The 15,710-nt window shown below is 70.7% G+C and carries 14 protein-coding genes and 2 pseudogenes; 10 read left to right on the top strand and 6 right to left on the bottom strand.

Going from position 1 to position 15,710, the window contains the following annotated elements:
* From ACLEQD_RS19445 to epsU, 8 genes are all read left to right on the top strand, one after another.
* Positions 1-373, top strand: a 373-nt coding sequence (locus ACLEQD_RS19445; protein WP_410385799.1) for a formate dehydrogenase accessory sulfurtransferase FdhD, incomplete at its 5' end; no start/stop codon positions are given.
* Positions 374-667: 294 nt separating this feature from the next.
* A complete protein-coding gene (epsZ, locus tag ACLEQD_RS19440) occupies positions 668-2,140 on the top strand; it encodes an exopolysaccharide biosynthesis polyisoprenyl-phosphate hexose-1-phosphate transferase EpsZ (protein ID WP_410385798.1) in 1,473 nt (490 codons plus the stop codon).
* A 116-nt stretch (positions 2,141-2,256) separates the two neighbouring features.
* Positions 2,257-3,816: an exopolysaccharide biosynthesis flippase gene (gene wzx / locus ACLEQD_RS19435; protein WP_410385797.1), complete on the top strand. Its 1,560-nt coding sequence runs from the start codon at positions 2,257-2,259 to the stop codon at positions 3,814-3,816.
* An 8-nt stretch (positions 3,817-3,824) separates the two neighbouring features.
* Entirely contained in the window at positions 3,825-4,460 is a 636-nt protein-coding gene (gene epsY / locus ACLEQD_RS19430; RefSeq protein ID WP_410385796.1) for an exopolysaccharide export protein EpsY, read from the top strand.
* Positions 4,461-4,464: 4 nt separating this feature from the next.
* Complete coding sequence (epsX, locus tag ACLEQD_RS19425) at positions 4,465-5,802, top strand: exopolysaccharide export protein EpsX (RefSeq protein WP_410385795.1); 1,338 nt, start codon at positions 4,465-4,467, stop codon at positions 5,800-5,802.
* Positions 5,803-6,011: 209 nt separating this feature from the next.
* Positions 6,012-6,419, top strand: coding sequence for an exopolysaccharide biosynthesis response regulator EpsW (gene epsW, locus ACLEQD_RS19420; protein WP_410385800.1), 408 nt, complete (start codon positions 6,012-6,014; stop codon positions 6,417-6,419).
* Entirely contained in the window at positions 6,416-7,915 is a 1,500-nt protein-coding gene (gene epsV / locus ACLEQD_RS19415) for a PCP family exopolysaccharide biosynthesis protein EpsV (protein ID WP_410385794.1), read from the top strand. Before epsW ends, epsV begins: the two co-directional genes overlap by 4 nt.
* Before the next feature lie 58 nt (positions 7,916-7,973).
* Positions 7,974-9,185, top strand: coding sequence for an exopolysaccharide biosynthesis GT2 family glycosyltransferase EpsU (gene epsU, locus ACLEQD_RS19410; protein WP_410385793.1), 1,212 nt, complete (start codon positions 7,974-7,976; stop codon positions 9,183-9,185).
* Positions 9,186-9,464: 279 nt separating this feature from the next.
* Here epsU and ACLEQD_RS19405 read toward each other — a convergent pair.
* The 4 genes and pseudogenes from ACLEQD_RS19405 to epsH all read right to left on the bottom strand — a co-directional run.
* Positions 9,465-9,692, bottom strand: a pseudogene (locus ACLEQD_RS19405) (MerR family transcriptional regulator); the annotation flags it as partial.
* 43 nt (positions 9,693-9,735) lie between these two features.
* Positions 9,736-10,176 carry a hypothetical protein gene (locus ACLEQD_RS19400; protein WP_410385792.1) on the bottom strand — a complete coding sequence of 147 codons (441 nt, stop codon included), beginning with the start codon at positions 10,174-10,176 and terminating at the stop codon, positions 9,736-9,738.
* 49 nt (positions 10,177-10,225) lie between these two features.
* Complete coding sequence (locus ACLEQD_RS19395; RefSeq protein ID WP_410385791.1) at positions 10,226-10,657, bottom strand: hypothetical protein; 432 nt, start codon at positions 10,655-10,657, stop codon at positions 10,226-10,228.
* Positions 10,658-10,687: 30 nt separating this feature from the next.
* Positions 10,688-11,941: an exopolysaccharide biosynthesis glycosyltransferase EpsH gene (epsH, locus tag ACLEQD_RS19390; protein ID WP_410385790.1), complete on the bottom strand. Its 1,254-nt coding sequence runs from the start codon at positions 11,939-11,941 to the stop codon at positions 10,688-10,690.
* A gap of 114 nt (positions 11,942-12,055) precedes the next feature.
* Here epsH and wzy point away from each other — a divergent pair, with 114 nt between their 5' ends.
* Positions 12,056-13,621, top strand: coding sequence for an exopolysaccharide repeat unit polymerase (wzy, locus tag ACLEQD_RS19385; RefSeq protein WP_410385789.1), 1,566 nt, complete (start codon positions 12,056-12,058; stop codon positions 13,619-13,621).
* Here wzy and ACLEQD_RS19380 read toward each other — a convergent pair.
* Together ACLEQD_RS19380 and ACLEQD_RS19375 are read right to left on the bottom strand one after the other, a co-directional pair.
* A complete protein-coding gene (locus ACLEQD_RS19380; RefSeq protein ID WP_410385788.1) occupies positions 13,618-14,067 on the bottom strand; it encodes a hypothetical protein in 450 nt (149 codons plus the stop codon). The genes wzy and ACLEQD_RS19380 overlap by 4 nt on opposite strands.
* Positions 14,068-14,703, bottom strand: coding sequence for a hypothetical protein (locus tag ACLEQD_RS19375; RefSeq protein ID WP_410385787.1), 636 nt, complete (start codon positions 14,701-14,703; stop codon positions 14,068-14,070).
* Positions 14,704-14,959: 256 nt separating this feature from the next.
* On the opposite strand from ACLEQD_RS19375, the pseudogene ACLEQD_RS19370 reads away from it, so the two are divergent.
* A pseudogene (locus tag ACLEQD_RS19370) lies at positions 14,960-15,710 on the top strand (mechanosensitive ion channel family protein); the annotation flags it as partial.

The following is a 15,710-nucleotide window of genomic DNA, read 5'->3' as shown; positions in this document are numbered from 1 at the left end:
GCTCGCCGCCCACGAGGACGTGGGCCGCCACAACGCCGTGGACAAGGTGGTGGGCGCCCTGGTCCTGGCCGGCGCCGTGCGCAGCCCGCGCCGCCTGCCACCCGCCCTTCCCCGCCGCCCCACGGTCCTCGCCGTCAGCGGCCGCGCCAGCTTCGAGATCGTCCAGAAGGCCGCCCGCGCCCGCATCCCTGTCGTCGTCAGCGTGTCCGCCGCCAGCTCCCTGGCCATCGACCTGGCCCTGCGTGCTGGCGTGACGCTCGCTGCGTTCTCAAGGAACGGCCGCTGCAACGTCTACACCGCGACGGAACGCCTGCAGTCCCACCTCCAACCTCCGGGAATCCCTCATGACTTCCGCCATGACGCACCCCGGTGAAGGGGCAGGCAGCCAGGTGTCAGACCGGCATCGTACATGCAGTCCACGACCCGGCCGGTCACGGCGAAGTCCGGGGGAGCGATCCAATGACCCCGCCAGACTTCAATGTCTCCGGAAGAAAATTCGCATCAATCGTCCGGCGCAGGTGTCCGAGCTTTCACCTGATGTCATGTCTTTCTTGCTGAGCCGTGGTTGCGCCGCGACGCACAATTTGGCAGTCTTGCATTTCCTCCTGGTTAAACTTTTCTAGCCTAGACGGTATCCTCTGCGAAACCTGAACGTGAGCAGAGGGGGGTGGACACGATGAGCAGTGCGACTGCAAGCGCCGAGGTCAAGGCTCCCGCGTCGGCGGTGAATGGGGGCTCGACCGAGGTTACCGATCCGCCGCGCCTGGCGCCGGGCTTCGCGGCGAAGTTGAACCTCACCGTGGACGTGGCGCTGCTGGTGGGGGTGCTGCTGGGGTCCGCGTGGATGCGCGGCGGGCTGACGTTCCCCATGAGCTGGGAGCTGCCCAGCATGGTGGTGACGGCGGTGCTGGTGTGGCTCATCACGGGCACGGCGCTGTGCCTCTACGATTCGCGCTTCGCCGAGCGCAGCAAGCTGGACCACGTGGCGCTGGTGTCCGTCACCACGCTGGCCGTCGTGACGGTGCAGGCGGTGCTGGAGCTGGCGATGCCCGCGGCGGCCCACGTGGGGCTGGCGCCGCTGCTCTTCGTCTTCTGGCCGGTGGCGCTGCTCTTGCGCCTGGGCGTCTTCCGCCAGGTGGCCTCGCAGGAGGCCCCCACGGAGGAGGTGCTCATCGTGGGCACCGGCGCCATGGGCCGCTACACGGGCGAGGACCTGCTCAAGCGCGGCCGTCACAAGATCCTGGGCTACGTGCGCTTCCCGGAGGACCACGCCTCCGGCGACAGCCTGCCGGCGGACGTGCTGGGGCCCGCGGACGAGCTGGAGCGCCTCTTGCGCACGCTGCCCGTCAGCGAGGTCTACATCGCGGGCAACACGCTCAAGCAGGGCGAGTCCATGCAGGCGGCCATCAAGCTGGCGGAGCGCTTCGGCGTGCCGTTCGCGCTGCCGGCGCACTCGTTCCGCCTGGACCGCGCCCGCCCGGTGGAGTCCCGCGCGGTGGCGGACGGCTACCTGCACTTCGCCGCGGTGGCGCCCAAGCCGCACCAGATGGCCATGAAGCGCCTGTTCGACATCGCCGTCTCCGCGGTGGCGCTGTGGGCGCTGCTGCCGCTGTTCGCGGTGGTGGCGGCGGCCATCAAGCTCACCTCGCGCGGCCCCATCTTCTTCAAGCAGCTGCGCACCGGGCAGCACGGCAAGCCGTTCTACATGATGAAGTTCCGCTCCATGGTGGTGAACGCGGAGGAGCTCAAGGAGCGGCTGGCCGCGCAGAACGAGCAGACCGGCCCCGTCTTCAAGATGAAGAACGACCCGCGCATCACCGGCATCGGCCGGTTCATCCGCAAGTTCTCCATTGACGAGCTGCCCCAGTTCCTCAACGTGCTGCGCGGGGAGATGAGCATCGTGGGCCCGCGCCCGCCGGTGCCCAGCGAGGTGGCCAAGTACGAGACGTGGCAGCGCCGCCGCCTGTCCGTGCGTCCGGGCCTCACCTGCATCTGGCAGGTGTCCGGCCGCAACCAGATCTCCTTCGAGCAGTGGATGTACCTGGACATGCAGTACATCGACCACTGGAGCCTCACCGGCGACCTGCGGCTGCTGCTGCAGACGGTGCCCGTGGTCATCACCGGTCGCGGGGCAAGCTAGCGACCGGGTTGTGATTCCCGGGCCCGGCGTTGACGCGCCGGGCCCGTTTGTCTTTCCATGGGGCGGGCCTTCCCCCCCTTGAGTGCGCAGCAGCCCCCTGAAGGCCCGCATCATCCATGACCGTGAACAGTCCTATCTCCCCCTCCGCTGAAGCCGACGACGGCGCCCGTGCGAACGAAGTGCGCGGCGCGGTCCGCAGCACCCTGCAGCTCGGGGGCTCGCTGATGGTGACGTACGCCATCGCGCTGGGCATCCGCGCGCTGATGCCGCGCTACCTGGGCCCGGAGGCGTTCGGCTACTTCAACTGGTCGGAGGCGTTCGCCGCCACGTTCTTCGTGGCCACGAACCTGGGCCTGGAGACGTACATCCGCAAGGAGGTGCCCGTCCGCCCGGATCACGCGAGCGACTTCTTCGGCACCACCATGCTGCTGCGCCTGGCGATGACGCTCGTCCTCATGGTGGCGCTGGCGCTGGTGCTCCACCACACGGGCGAGCCCCCGGAGGTGCAGCACCTGGTGCAGTGGTTCGCGGTGGCCCAGTCGCTCATCGTCGTCAACGCGTCCATGGCCGCGCTGCTGCACTCCAAGGGCAAGGTCGCGGGCCTGTCCGTGTCCAACGTCATCACCAAGATTGTCTGGGGCGGCGGCCTGGCGCTGATGGCCGCGTTCGGCGTGAGCCTGCAGTGGCTGGCCGTGCCCATGGTGCTGTCGGAGGCGGTGAAGCTCGTCATCAGCTGGAAGCTGGCGAAGGAGCACCTGGACCTGAAGTTCCGCATCGACGTCGCCGCGACGAAGAAGGTGATGAAGGCGTGCCTGCCGTTCTTCCTCACCGCCGCGGCGCTGGCGTGCAACGGCCGCACGGACATGTCGCTGCTGGGCAAGCTCGCGTCGAAGGAGGAGGTGGGCTGGTACGGCGGCGCGTTCAGCATCGCGGGGCTGACCTTCCTCATCTCCCCCATCTTCGGCTGGGTGCTGATGCCCATGATGTCGCGCGCGGCGGCCCGCTCCCCCCAGGAGCTGTCGCACCTGACGCGCCGCTCGCTGGAGGGCGTGCTCGCGTTCACCGTGCCGGTGATGATGGCCATGGTGCTGGGCGCGGACCTGTGGGTGCGCCTGATGTGCGGCCCCGGCTTCGAGCCCGCGGCGCTGCCCCTGCGCGTGCTGTCCCCCATCTTCGTGATGGCCTACGTCACCATGGTCAGCAGCATCTGGCTCACCATGTCCAACAAGGAGTGGTGGGTGACGCTGGCTGCCACCATGGGCGCGGTGGTGAACCCCCTCCTCAACCTGGCGCTCATCCCGTGGCTGTACGGGCGCATTGGCCCGTCCGGCGGCGCCACCGCCACGGCGCTGTCCATGTTCCTGACGGAGGTCATCGTCACGGTGCTGTTCCTGGGCCGCATGGGAAGGAACTCCTTTGACCGGCGTTCGCTGTCCATGGTGGCGAAGACGGCCGTGGTGTGCGGCGTGTGCGTGGCGCTGGACCGGGTGCTCTCCGGCGCGGGCATGATGCCGTGGCCCCGGCTGGGGCTGACGGCCGCCGTCTACGTGGCGGGCGTGCTGGGCACCCGCGCCGTGCGCCCCGCGGAGCTGCTGCAGGTGGTGCGCATGGCGCGCCAGCGCGGTGGTAATGGAGCTGCCGCCGAGGTGGCCGTGCCGGCCGCCCCCACCGCGTGAGGAGCGCCATGCCGTCCCGTCCGTCCCGATTCCGCGGTCCTGTCTCCCGCGCCCTCGCGTGCGCCGGGCTGCTGCTGCTCCTCCCCGCGTGCAGCGGCCTGGGCAAGTACACCTGGGTGAACGACTACCAGGAGAAGCCCGTCGCGTCGGACGAGGCCTACCGCATCGTCCCCGGCGACGTGCTCAACGTGAAGGTGTTCGGCCAGGAGGCGCTCACCACGCGCGCCAAGGTGCGCGAGGACGGCCACATCAGCCTCACCTTCCTGGACGACGTGGAGGCCGCGGGGCACACCCCCGCCCTGCTGGCGCAGCAGATCCAGACGCGGCTCAAGGACTTCATCAATCACCCCGTCGTCACGGTATCGCTGGAGGAGGCGCGCCCCATGTCCGTGACGATGCTGGGAGAGGTGGCCAACGTGGGCGCGCACGTGCTGGACCCGGGCGCGACGCTGCTCCAGGCGCTGGGCGCCGCGGGCAGCTTCACGGACTACGCGCACCGCGACCGCATCTTCGTGCTGCGCCGGGACGACCCGCAGGCCGAGCAGCCCACGCGCATCCGCGTGCGCTACGAGGACATCATCCGCGGCGAGGGCCGCGCGGCGGCCTTCCGCCTGCGCCCCGGCGACGTGGTGGTGGTGGAGTAACCGGATGCTGGACGCGGCCCTCGCGAGCCTGTGGCTGGAGGTGGCCTCCGCCTCCGTGACGTACAGCACCGCGGCCCGCGTGGACACCCGCGCGCGCTCCATGGACGCCCAGGCCACGGGTGAGCCGGTGGCCCCCGTGGCGGCGGACATGGACATCGTCCCCACGCTGGGCCTGAAGTACGACGACGGCAGCGCGGTGGCGTCCGTGCAGTACGCGCCGCGCATCTCCTTCCGGGAGGCCACCACCGCCCCGCGCACGGAGGTGCAGCACGTGGGGCGCCTGCTGGGAGACTGGCGCCCGTCCCGCGGCCTCACCCTGCACGGCACCCAGGAGTTCGTGCTGGGCCAGGTGAACCTCTTCACCAACCAGCCCCTGGGCGGCAGCCTGGACGAGGACCCGACGGCGGGCCCCGTACCTGGGGACACGCCCGCCACGGACCTGCCCATCCAGCCGCTGCCGGAGGGCGTGGACACGGTGTTCTTCCTGTCCTCGCTGACGACGCTGGCGGCGGAGACGGTGTGGCTGGGCCCGGGCTGGCGGCTGTCGGGCAGCGCGGGCTTCTCCGCCAGCGGCGGCCTGGACGACGCGGCGAAGGAGGCGGTGCCCTTCCAGTACGGCCCGCGCGCGCAGCTGTCCCTGGGGCACTCCCCCGCGCCCCGGCACACCCTGGCCACCACGGTGGGCTACACGGACTCCCGCTTCTCCACCGGCGCGCGCGCCACGGTGACGACGTTCACCGGCGCCTGGACGCACCGGCTGGACCGGCGCACGTCGCTGGAGGCCGGGGTGGGCGTGGGCGTGGCGTACTCCGTGCGCGCGACGGAGGACGCCGCCGCGGACGACCCCGAGACGCCGGGCGTCACCCCTTCAGCCACCTCTCCGGGTAGCGGACGGCTGACGACCCTCCAGGTCGGGGACACGCCGGTGGCGGACCCGGCGCAGCGCCTGGAGCTGCTCCCGGACCTGACGCTGGCGGTGTCCCACCGGGTGCCGTCGCGGGTGGCGGACTTCAACGGCCGGCTCTCCGCGCGGGTGACGCCCTTCGTGGACCGGCTGACGGGGCTCGTCTACCCGAGGGCCGACCTGACGCTGAACGGCACCTGGGCGCTGGGGCCGCGCTTCCGGCTTTCCGGGACCGCGGGCAGCGCGTTCGCGGTGGGTGGGGCGGTGGGGGACCGGCAGGTGGTGGGCGGTGTGGGCGCGGGTTGGACGTTGAACCGGTGGGTGGCCCTGGAGGTGGATACCCGCACGGCGTGGACTCGCTCGCCCGACGTGGAGGCGGCCCGCATGGTGTGGTCCGCGACGCTGGGACTGACGGTCCAGAAAACGGGTATCCTCTGAGGCTCCCGACATGGCGAAGCTCATCCTCTTGTCCGTCCTCGTTGCCACCATCGCGCTGCCCGGAGCGGCCGCGCGCGATGCGCACCCCTGGCGGGGATGAAGAAGGCCATCTTGTGGGTGGCCCTCTTCAACGTGGCGTACGCATATGGCGTGCTCGTCCTCGTGCCCAAGTACGGGTTCGGGTGAGGGAAGGAAAGGCGTCAGACGTGATGGAGCTCCAACAGCTCACCGTCCTCCTGGTGGAGGACTCTCCGATGTTCCGCGTCATGCTGCGTGACATGCTCCAGCAGATGGGCGTGAAGACTGTGGTGGAGCAGCCCAACGGCAAGGCCGCCATGGAGTACCTCCAGAGCGGCGAGCACAAGCCGGACCTCGTGTGCCTGGACCTGACGTTGCCGGACGTGTCCGGCTACGACGTCTGCGAGCACATCCGCCGCACGCCCGCCATCGCGCACGTGCCGGTGTTGATGGTGAGCGCGCGCAACCTGCCGGAGGACAAGGCGTACGCGGAAGAGGCGGGCGCCAACGGCTACCTGGGCAAGCCCTTCACGCCCGAGGAGCTGGAGAAGCGCGTGCGGCAGGTGCTGAAGGCCGCGGCCTCCCGGGGCAGCGCATGACCACGCCCGCCCCCCGCACGCCGCGCTCCGCCGCGCCCCCGCCGCCGTACGTCCCCGAGCGCGAGGAGACGAACGCGCCGGCCGACCTCATCGACTGGGGCTTCCTCTTCGACGGGCTGGGCTTCGTGCGCCGGGCGATCTTCCGGCACTGGTTCCTGGGGTTGTGCATCGTCGCGGTGATGAGCGGGCTGGGGTCGCTGGCGGCGAAGCTGATGCCGCGCAAGTACCACGTCGAGACGCGGATGCTGACGTACCGCAACCTCATCATCTCCTCGCTGGTGAACCCGGGCCGCTCCATCCCGGTGGAGGCGGACCAGCCCACGCGCGCCGCGTGGGAGATGGTGCTCAGCCGGGGCAACCTCAAGTCCGTCATCAAGAACGCGAAGCTCATCGAGTACTGGGACCACATGCGCTCGCCCCTGAGCCGCATGAAGGAGCAGTACCTGAAGAAGGCCCCGCCCCCCATGTCCGACGAGGACAAGGAGGAGGCCCTCATCGCCATGCTGGAGACCAGCCTCAACGTGATGGCCGAGGGCGGCAGCGGCACGGTCACCATCGGGGTGGACTGGAGCGACCCGCAGATGGCCTTCAACATCGTGGAGGCCGCGTCGCAGAACTTCCTCGACATGCGCCACGAGTCGGAGATGAGCGCCATCTCCGAGTCCGTGAACATCCTCCAGGGCCAGGTGGCCAACGAGGCCGCGAACATCAAGCAGGCCATCTCCGACCTGGAGCGCGCGGTGAAGCAGGCGGACGCGCGCCGCAAGAAGAAGGAAGCGGACCCCAAGCAGGCCAGCGCGCGGCAGGCGCTCCTGCAGACGGACCACGCGCTCGCGCAGCTGAAGTTCCTGGTGCAGGCCAAGCGCCGCGCCATCCGCGACGTGGAGGAGTTCCGCAGCCGCCGCCTCACGGAGCTGCGCGCGCAGCTGGCGGAGCAGCGCGTCGTCTTCTCCCCGCAGCACCCGGTGATTGTCGACCTGGAGCAGCGCGTGGCGACGATGCAGGCGGACTCGCCGCAGCTCACCTCGCTGCGCTCCGAGGAGCAGTCGCTCATCCAGGAGTACCTGCGCATGGGCGGCACCGACGTGGACTCCGCGACGGAGGGCACGAGCCTGGCCGGCATGGGCGGGCCGCTGGCGGGCGCGATGCTGGGCACGCCGGATGATCCGGAGGTGGCGGTGGCCACGGACCGGATGCGCATGGTGGTGATGCGGCACCAGGAGAAGCTGCGCCGGCTGGACCAGGCGCAGACGGAGCTGGAGATTTCGAAGGCGTCCATGAAGCACCGCTACAGCGTGCTGCTGCCGGCCCTCTTCCCGGAGAAGCCGTCCAAGCCGAACCCGAAGCTCATCGCCATCGCGGGCGTGGTGGGCGGGGTGGCGCTGGCGGTGTTCGCGGCGGTGGCGCTGGACATCCTGCGCCGCCGGGTGCTGGAGCGGTGGCAGGTGGAGCGGTTGCTCAAGTTGCCGGTGCTGGCGGAGCTGGAACGGCGCTGAGGATTCGAGCGCGCGGCCGTCCCTCCAAGGATGGCGCGAGCGCGGGGGTGACACTGTCGTGACGGTCTGGACCTGGGTGGACGTGGCGCTGTGCGTGGGACTCCTGCCGGTGGCGGTGGGCTGCGGCTACCTGCTGCTCCTGACGCTGCTGTCGGGGCGCAAGGCGGCGCCGGCGCCGCCGTCGCCCGCGACGCGGAAGTTCGACGTCATCATTCCCTCGCACAACGAGGAGCTGGGCATTGCCCGGACGGTGGCGAACCTGTCCGCGGTGGACTACCCGGCGCACCTGCGGCGCATCATCGTCGTGGCGGACAACTGCTCGGACGCGACCGCCCAGAAGGCGCGCGAGGCGGGCGCCACGGTGCTGGAGCGCCAGGACGCGGAGAAGCGCGGCAAGGGCTACGCGCTGGCGCACGCCTTCGAGCACAGCCAGCGTGACGGCTTCGCGGACGCGGTGGTGGTGGTGGACGCGGACACGGTGGTGTCCCAGAACCTGCTGCACGCGTTCTCCCGCCGGCTGGAGGACGGGGCGCACGGCGTGCAGGCGCACTACGGCGTGATGAACCCCACGGCGTCGTGGCGCACGCGGCTGATGACCATTGCCCTGGGCATGTTCCACCGCGTGCGCTCCATGGGGCGCGAGCGGCTGGGCGTGTCCTGCGGCCTGCGCGGCAACGGCATGTGCTTCACGCACGCGGTGCTCAAGCAGGTGCCGCACGACGCGTTCAGCGTGGTGGAGGACCTGGAGTACGGCATCCGCCTGGCCCGCGCGGGGCACCGCGTGCACTACGCCTGGGAGGCGGAGGTGCTGGGCGAGATGGTGACGGCGGAGAAGCAGAGCCGCTCGCAGCGCCAGCGCTGGGAGGGCGGCCGCGCGCAGATGCGCAAGCTGCACGGCTGGCCGCTGCTCAGCGACGCGCTGAAGCAGAAGAGCGGGCTGCTGCTGGACCTGTCCATGGACGTGCTGGTGCCGCCCCTGAGCCAGCTGGTGCTGGCGACGGTGGCGGGCTCGGTGCTGGCGGCCGGGGTGGTGTGGCTGTCCGGCGGCACGGCGGTGGCCGCGTCCGCGCTGGCGTCGTTCGGCCTGATGTCGCTGGCGCTGTACGTGCTGCGCGGCTGGTGGGTGTCCGGCGTGGGGCCGCGCGGCCTGCTGGACCTGGCGTGGGCGCCCATCTACGTGGTGTGGAAGGTGTGGCTGATGATTCGCGGCCCCGGCGCGGAGAAGAAGGGCGAGTGGGTGCGCACCACGCGTGAGGCGGAGCGCCGGTAGCGCGGCGCTCCGCGCGGTGGGCGGCGCACGGCTCGCCCGGCGTACCGCGCAGCAGCGCGCGGGCTCCGGCCGTGGGGCGCGCCTCAGCCGGTCCCGAGCCCTGGGCGCCGGCCGCCGGGCCCTGGCGGTGGATGACGCGGCCCGGGCCTTGGGCACGGCCCCGAGCGAGGCCTGGATGGGGCACACGGTGTCCGGAGGGCAGAAGCCCTCGGACATCAGGGTGGTGATGGCGCGGCGCATGCGGCGCAGGTCGTCGATGCGCGCGTCGATGGCCTGGACCTTCGCTTCGGCGAAGCGGGCCACGTCGCGGGTGGGGGTGCCGCGCCGGTCCGTGAGGGCGAGGACGGCGGAGACCTCCTTCAGCGTGAAGCCCAGCTCCTGCGAGCGGCGGATGAAGCGCACGCGGATGGCGGCCTCGGGGCCGTAGAGGCGCTGGCCGCTCTCGCTGCGGTCCATGGGCAAGAGCAGCTTGCGGCGCTCGTAGAAGCGCAGCGTGGACAGCTTCACGCCGGATTCACGCGCGAGCTCGCCGATGCGCAGGGGACTCACTTCAACGGGCCGTCGCGGGGATGCCACCACGCCACCTCCTGGCACCCAGGATGGCACCGCCCTGCGCGAACATCCACGCCAGCTCCAGCACGAGGAACCCCACGAGCACCCGCGTCGCGCCCTGCGTGAGCGCCCACGCCATCCACGTGGAGAACAGCGCCCGGCCCGCCGTGTCGATGGCGCCGTTGAACGCGGTGGGCTGGACGAGCCGCACCACCGACCACAGCGTCACGATGGTGCCGAACAGGGCCACGAAGAACAGGTGCGTGGACGTGAACGCGGGGAGCGGCTCACCGCCTGCCCCCAGCGCGTGGTGCAAGGCTTGGAGGTTCGACAGCACCGCCTCCGCGGTCCACGGCGTGGCGAAGGGGACGGTGACGACGAGGTCGTACAGCGCGCTGGCGAAGACGACGCGGCGAAGCAGGGACGGTTCAGGGTTCATGCGAAGGACCGTAACCCCTGCACCTTGGTGCAGAGGCAAGGGCCTCCGTTCAGGTCCCCGTCGTGGGAGCCGCCACGCGCCGCCGTGCGCCGAGCAGGAGCGCGCCCTGCACGAACATGCCCGCGGCCTCCATCACGAGGAACGCGCCCAGCACCCGCGTCGCCCCCTGCGTGAGCGCCAGCACCATCCACGCGGCGACGAGCCCCCGGCTCATCGTGTCGATGGCGCCATGAAGCGCGGTGGGCTGGAGGATGCGGACCAGCGCCCAGCTGACGGCCAGCACGCCGAAGAGGGCGACGAAGAACAGGTGCACGGGCATGAAGGCCGGCATGGCCTCACCGCTCAGTGAAAGGCCCTCGTGCGCCCACTGCATGACGCCCAGCATCGCGCCCGCCGTCCACGGCGTGGCGAACGGCAACGTGACGCACAGGTCGTAGACCGCGAAGCCACGGACGACACGGTGGAGCGGGGAGGGGCTCATGCCTGGACACTATCCCGGCGCCCCGACCCCTCAGTCCGCCAGCGGCATGCCGAAGTCCGGCTGGCCGCGCTCGCCGGACACCCAGCGGTACACCTCCAGCACCTGCTCCGCCTTCGCCTTCCAGGTGAAGTGCTTGAAGATGCGCGCCCGCGCGCGCTCGCCCATGGGGCCAATCACGGACGGATCCGCGACCAGCTTCTCCAGCACGCCGCGCACGCGCTCGACGATCTCCTGCGGCGTGCCCATGGGGATGGCGAAGCCCGTGGACGGACTGACAATCTCACCCGGACCGCCGTAGTCCATCACGATGGGCACCAGCCCCAGCGCCATGGCCTCCGCCACCACCGCGCCGCCGAACTCGCGCACGCTCGGGAAGCCGAAGAGGTGGTTCTTCGACAGGCGGCCCTGCAGCTCCTGGTGCTTCACCCAGCCGGCGAACGTCACGCCCTGCTCCAGCCCGCCCTTCGCCACCTGCGCGCGCAGGTTCTGCATCTCCGCGCCGTCGCCGATGAGCTCCACCCGCACCTTGCCCTCGCGCACCAGCGGCGCCGCCGCGTCGATGAGCATGGCCATGCCCTTGTACGGCACGAAGCGCCCCACGAACGCCACCCGCAGCGGCTCGCCGGGCTTCGGCGGCTCCGCCTTCGACGTGCCGAAGCGGCGCACGTCGATGGCGTTCTCCGGGATGTAGACCACCTTGTCCTGGTACTCCCGCGCCAGCTGCGCGCGCGTCGCCCGCGAGCCCATCATCAGCGCCGCCGCGTTCTGCCGCGTCGACTTGTAGAAGGGCATCAGCTTGTAGACGTCCCGGATGTAGCTCAGCCACTCGCGCTCACGCACGCGCGCGTCCCCGAAGCCCTTGGGCCACGGCAGGCCGCCGTTCATGGGCCCCATGATGAAGGGCACCCCGGCGTCCGCGCACCGCGCCGCCAGCGTGCTGGGCGTCGTGGGGCTGATGGGCGTGTAGCGGTGCACCACGTCGAATTCCTTCGCGCGGATGCGGTCCCCGAAGCGCCGCCAGAGCAGCTCCTCGAAGTAGTAGTACGGCAGCACGCTCAGCGCCGTGGCCGTCGTCCAGCCCACGCCCGCCTTGCCGCGCAGCACCTCGCCCACCTTCTCCAGCGGACGCTCCACCGGCGTGGAGTCCAGCGCGGTGAAGTCCTTCCCCTCCACCAGCCCCTGCTTGAGGATGTTCTCGCGGTTGCGGACCTGGGTGACCAGGTGCACGTCCGCCACCTCGGCGAGCGCCCGGGCCAGGGACCAGCCTTCCAGGGGAACGCTCACCCAGTCTGGGTTGCACAGCTCAGCAATCAGGAGGACGCGGGGTCGGGAGCCAGCCATACGCCTTCCGCATCTATCCCAACCCGGGCCCGGGATATAGCCTCCCCCCTCGCTCCAATGGCCTTCAAACCCTCCCCCGCCGCCTGGCTCCAGTACATCGTCATGGTCGTGGGCCTGGGCGCCGTCACCCTGGGTGCGGCCGCCGTGGGTAACGGGGACCCCATCGTCACGCTGGCGCCCGTGCTGGCCTTCACGGTGGTGTGGGTCATCCTGAAGATGCCGCTGCGCTACTTCGCGCTGGTGGTGCTCTATCTGGTGCTGGCGGCGGACTACACGCCCGAGCGCCCCCAGTCGATGTTCTGGCCCTCGCCGATGTTCCCCTTCGGCAAGCTGCTCTTCACCCAGATGCACGAGCTGGTGGGCATTGGCGCGCTGCGGTTCCCGCTGGTGGACGGGCTCATCGTCTTCGCCATTGGCCTGGGCATCTACCGGCGGGCCACGAAGTCGAAGATTGATCCGCCCGTGGTGCCCATCCCCCGGCCGCTGGTGGTGACGCTGACGATGTCCTTCATGGCCATCATGTGGATGGAGGTGTGGGGCATCGCGCGGGGCGGGGACCTGAAGAACTCGCTGTGGCAGTGGCACCAGGCCGCGGTGCTGCCGCTGGTGGCCATGATGTACCACTACAGCCTGCGCGGGCCGGAGGACTGGCCCGCGGTGGCGAAGACCATCATCGCGGCGGCGCTCACCAAGTCCGCGGTGAGCACCTACTTCGCGCTCGTCATCATCCCGGCGCAGGGGCTGGAGGTGGAGTACACCACCTGCCACTCGGACTCGATGACGTTCATCTTCGCCATCACGGTGTGCATCGCGCGCTGGCTGGAGCGGCCCAAGTCCGGCCACGCCATCCGAGGCCTCATCATCATCATCCTGGTGTTCATCGGGATGTTCTTCAACGACCGCCGGCTCGCGTACGTGAGCCTCGTGGGCGGGCTGGCGGCGGCGTACCTCTTCAACCCGTGGACGCCGCTGAAGAAGGCCCTCACGCGCGCCCTCATCGCGTGCTCACCGCTGCTGGTCGTGTACATGCTGGTGGGGTGGGGCTCCAGCAGCGGCATCTTCAAGCCGGTGCAGACCTTCCGCTCCATCATCGAGGGCCAGCACGCGGAAGGGGAGCTGGACTACCGCGACATCGAGAACCTCAACCTCATCGCGACGTGGGCCACCAACCCCGTGTTCGGCACGGGCTACGGGCACGAGTTCCTGGAGCCCTACCCGCTGCCCAACATCGCGTTCGTGTTCCCCACGTACCGGTTCCACCCGCACGACTCGCTCTTGGGCCTGTTGGCCTTCGGAGGGTGGTTCGGCTACACGATGGTGTGGATGTACCTGGTGGTGACGGTGTACCTGGCGGCGCGCTCGTACCACCGCGCGTACGCGGCGGAGCACCGGACAGCGTGCCTGGTCATCGTGGGCGTCATCGCGTCGTACCTGAACCAGGTGTTCGGAGACATGGGCATCATCTCGTACATCTGCACGTTCCAGGTGGCCGTGGCGTCGGTGCTCGCGGGCAAGCTGTCCATGGTCACCGGGGCGTGGCCCTGGCCGCAGCGGGAGAAGGTGCTGGGCCTGACGCGCGCGGCGCCGGAAGAGGCCCCGCCCACCGGCGCGACGGCGGCCTAGCGCTGGATGGACAGGATGCGCCACTGGCGCGTGTCGATGGCGTACGTGGCGCTCGCGTCCGTCACGGGCCCTTCGGAGTTGCAGGCGTCCTGCCGGGGCACGAAGCGCACGAACATCACGCCCTCCGGGCCGGGCGCCGTCCACACGTCGAAGGAGTCCCGCCGGTAGAGACACAGCTCGTCCGGCGTCGCGCCCTTGTGCGGCTTCAGGTCCAGCGGCCGGAAGTCGTCCATCGCCAGCTGGGTCGCGACCGCGACGGTGGCGGGCGTCCGCATGCGCCCCTCCGCGGGCAGGTCCAGCGGGAACTGGAAGCGGGCCGCCTCCTCGGGCGGAGCGTGGGGAGGCCGCACCGGCCGCGTGAAGAGCGCGCAGCCGCACAGGGGCAACGCAATCAGCGCCGCGAGCCCGCGCTTCACGAACAGCACTGACCAACCCTGGCGCCCCATCTAGTCCTCCACGGGCGTGATGAAGCCCGTGTCCTTGTCCGCTTCATGGATGTACCCGATGAGCTTCCACGCCTTGCCCTGCCGCAGATAGACCTCGCCCGGACGGCGCTCGCCCTGGTGGGGGACGAGCTTCGTGATGGTGCATCCTGAATCAAATTGGACCCGCAGGGTCCAACGTTGTGACTGACTCCAGCGGTCCTCCTGTGACATTCCCGACGGGAACCAGGGGTGGCTGTGGAAGTCCGCCAGCGTGGACGCGAGCCCCCGGTCGTCCTTCACGACGCTGGGCACGCTGCAGCTCTTGCGGCGCAGGTCCGCGCCCACCAGCGTCGTGCGCCCCAGGGGCGACGGCCAGCTCGCGTAGTACTCCCCGGAGCCCAGCGAGTAGATGAGCCCGCAGTACTCCTGGCCGTAGTCCCGCTCCCTGGCCCGGTCCAGCGCCATCACCGCCGGACAGAGCTGGTCGATGACCTCATCCACGTCCGCCGACGGGTGCACCGCCGGCCACGGGCCCTTCACCCAGACCCGGGCGCCCCGCTGGCCGAAGAGGGTCTCCCTGCCGCTCTGGAAGTAGGACGTGCCGGCGCAGCCCAGCAGCAACGCCACGCCCACCGTCCATGCATTCCGTCCGCGCATCCCGTCTCGCCGCTCCCGTGAGGGGAACCGACAGGACCCATAGCACAGCCAAACCTTCAAAACACGACTTCAATGTAAAGCGCATCAAGCCCGTTCATGGAGCGCGAGGCCTGGCGGCTCCGGGGCGCCAGTCGAGGCGCCTCCCCGCCCGTCCGCACCGCGTCCGGCCCTTGGCCTTCCGCGTCACCCCCGCTGGACAGCCCTCGCCCAGGGTGATTGTTTGTTCTCAAATAATTGCAGGAACCGGGAGAGTGCCGTGCGTCGTTTCGTGCCGCCGTGGCTGTGGGCGTTGCTGCTGTTGGGGCCGGTGGGGGCCTTCGCGCTGAACGGGGGGCTGCCGCCGCCGCCCGCGGACGTGGACCGGAGCACGCCGACGGCGACGGCGGCGGGGTTCCTGGACGCGGCGCATGCGCGGGACGCGGCGCGGGCGCCGCACTACCTGGACCTGTCGCGGATGCCTCCGGAGCAGCAGGCGGAGGAGGGCTTGAGGCTGGCGCGGCGGCTGGTGGTGGTGATGGACCGGACGCTGTGGCTGGACTTCGCGCGCATCGGCAAGGAGCCGGTGGGCCCGGGGGAGCGCGCGCGCCGCGAGGTGCTGGGCCAGGTGGCCACGGCGCGAGGCCCCCAGGACATCGTGCTGGAGCGGGTGGACGCGGAAGGGGGGCCCGTGTGGGTCTTCAGCGCGGACACGGTGGGCGCCATCGACACGCTGTTCCAGGAGCACGGGTCGCCCCTGCTGGAGATGCTGCCGCCGGTGTTCTTCACGCGCCCGCTGTGGGTGCTGGAGGCGTGGCAGTGGCTGGGGCTGGGGCTCGTGCTGGTGTTGGCGTGGGCGTTGGGCCGGCTGGTGGAGGCGGTGACGCTGCGCGTGGGCGCCCGGGCCGCGGGGCTGACGAAGTCCGGCTGGGATGACGAGCTGCTGGCGGCGGGCCGGGGGTGCATCCGCTACGTGCTGGCGGGCATGCTGGCGGCGGCGGGCGCGCGGCTGCTCAAGCTGCCTCCGCCGG

This window comes from Corallococcus sp. 4LFB, from assembly GCF_046520365.1.
Classification (GTDB): domain Bacteria; phylum Myxococcota; class Myxococcia; order Myxococcales; family Myxococcaceae; genus Corallococcus; species Corallococcus caeni.
The sequence above is the reverse complement of the archived record's forward strand: the minus strand, read 5'-3'. Positions and strand labels throughout refer to the sequence as shown.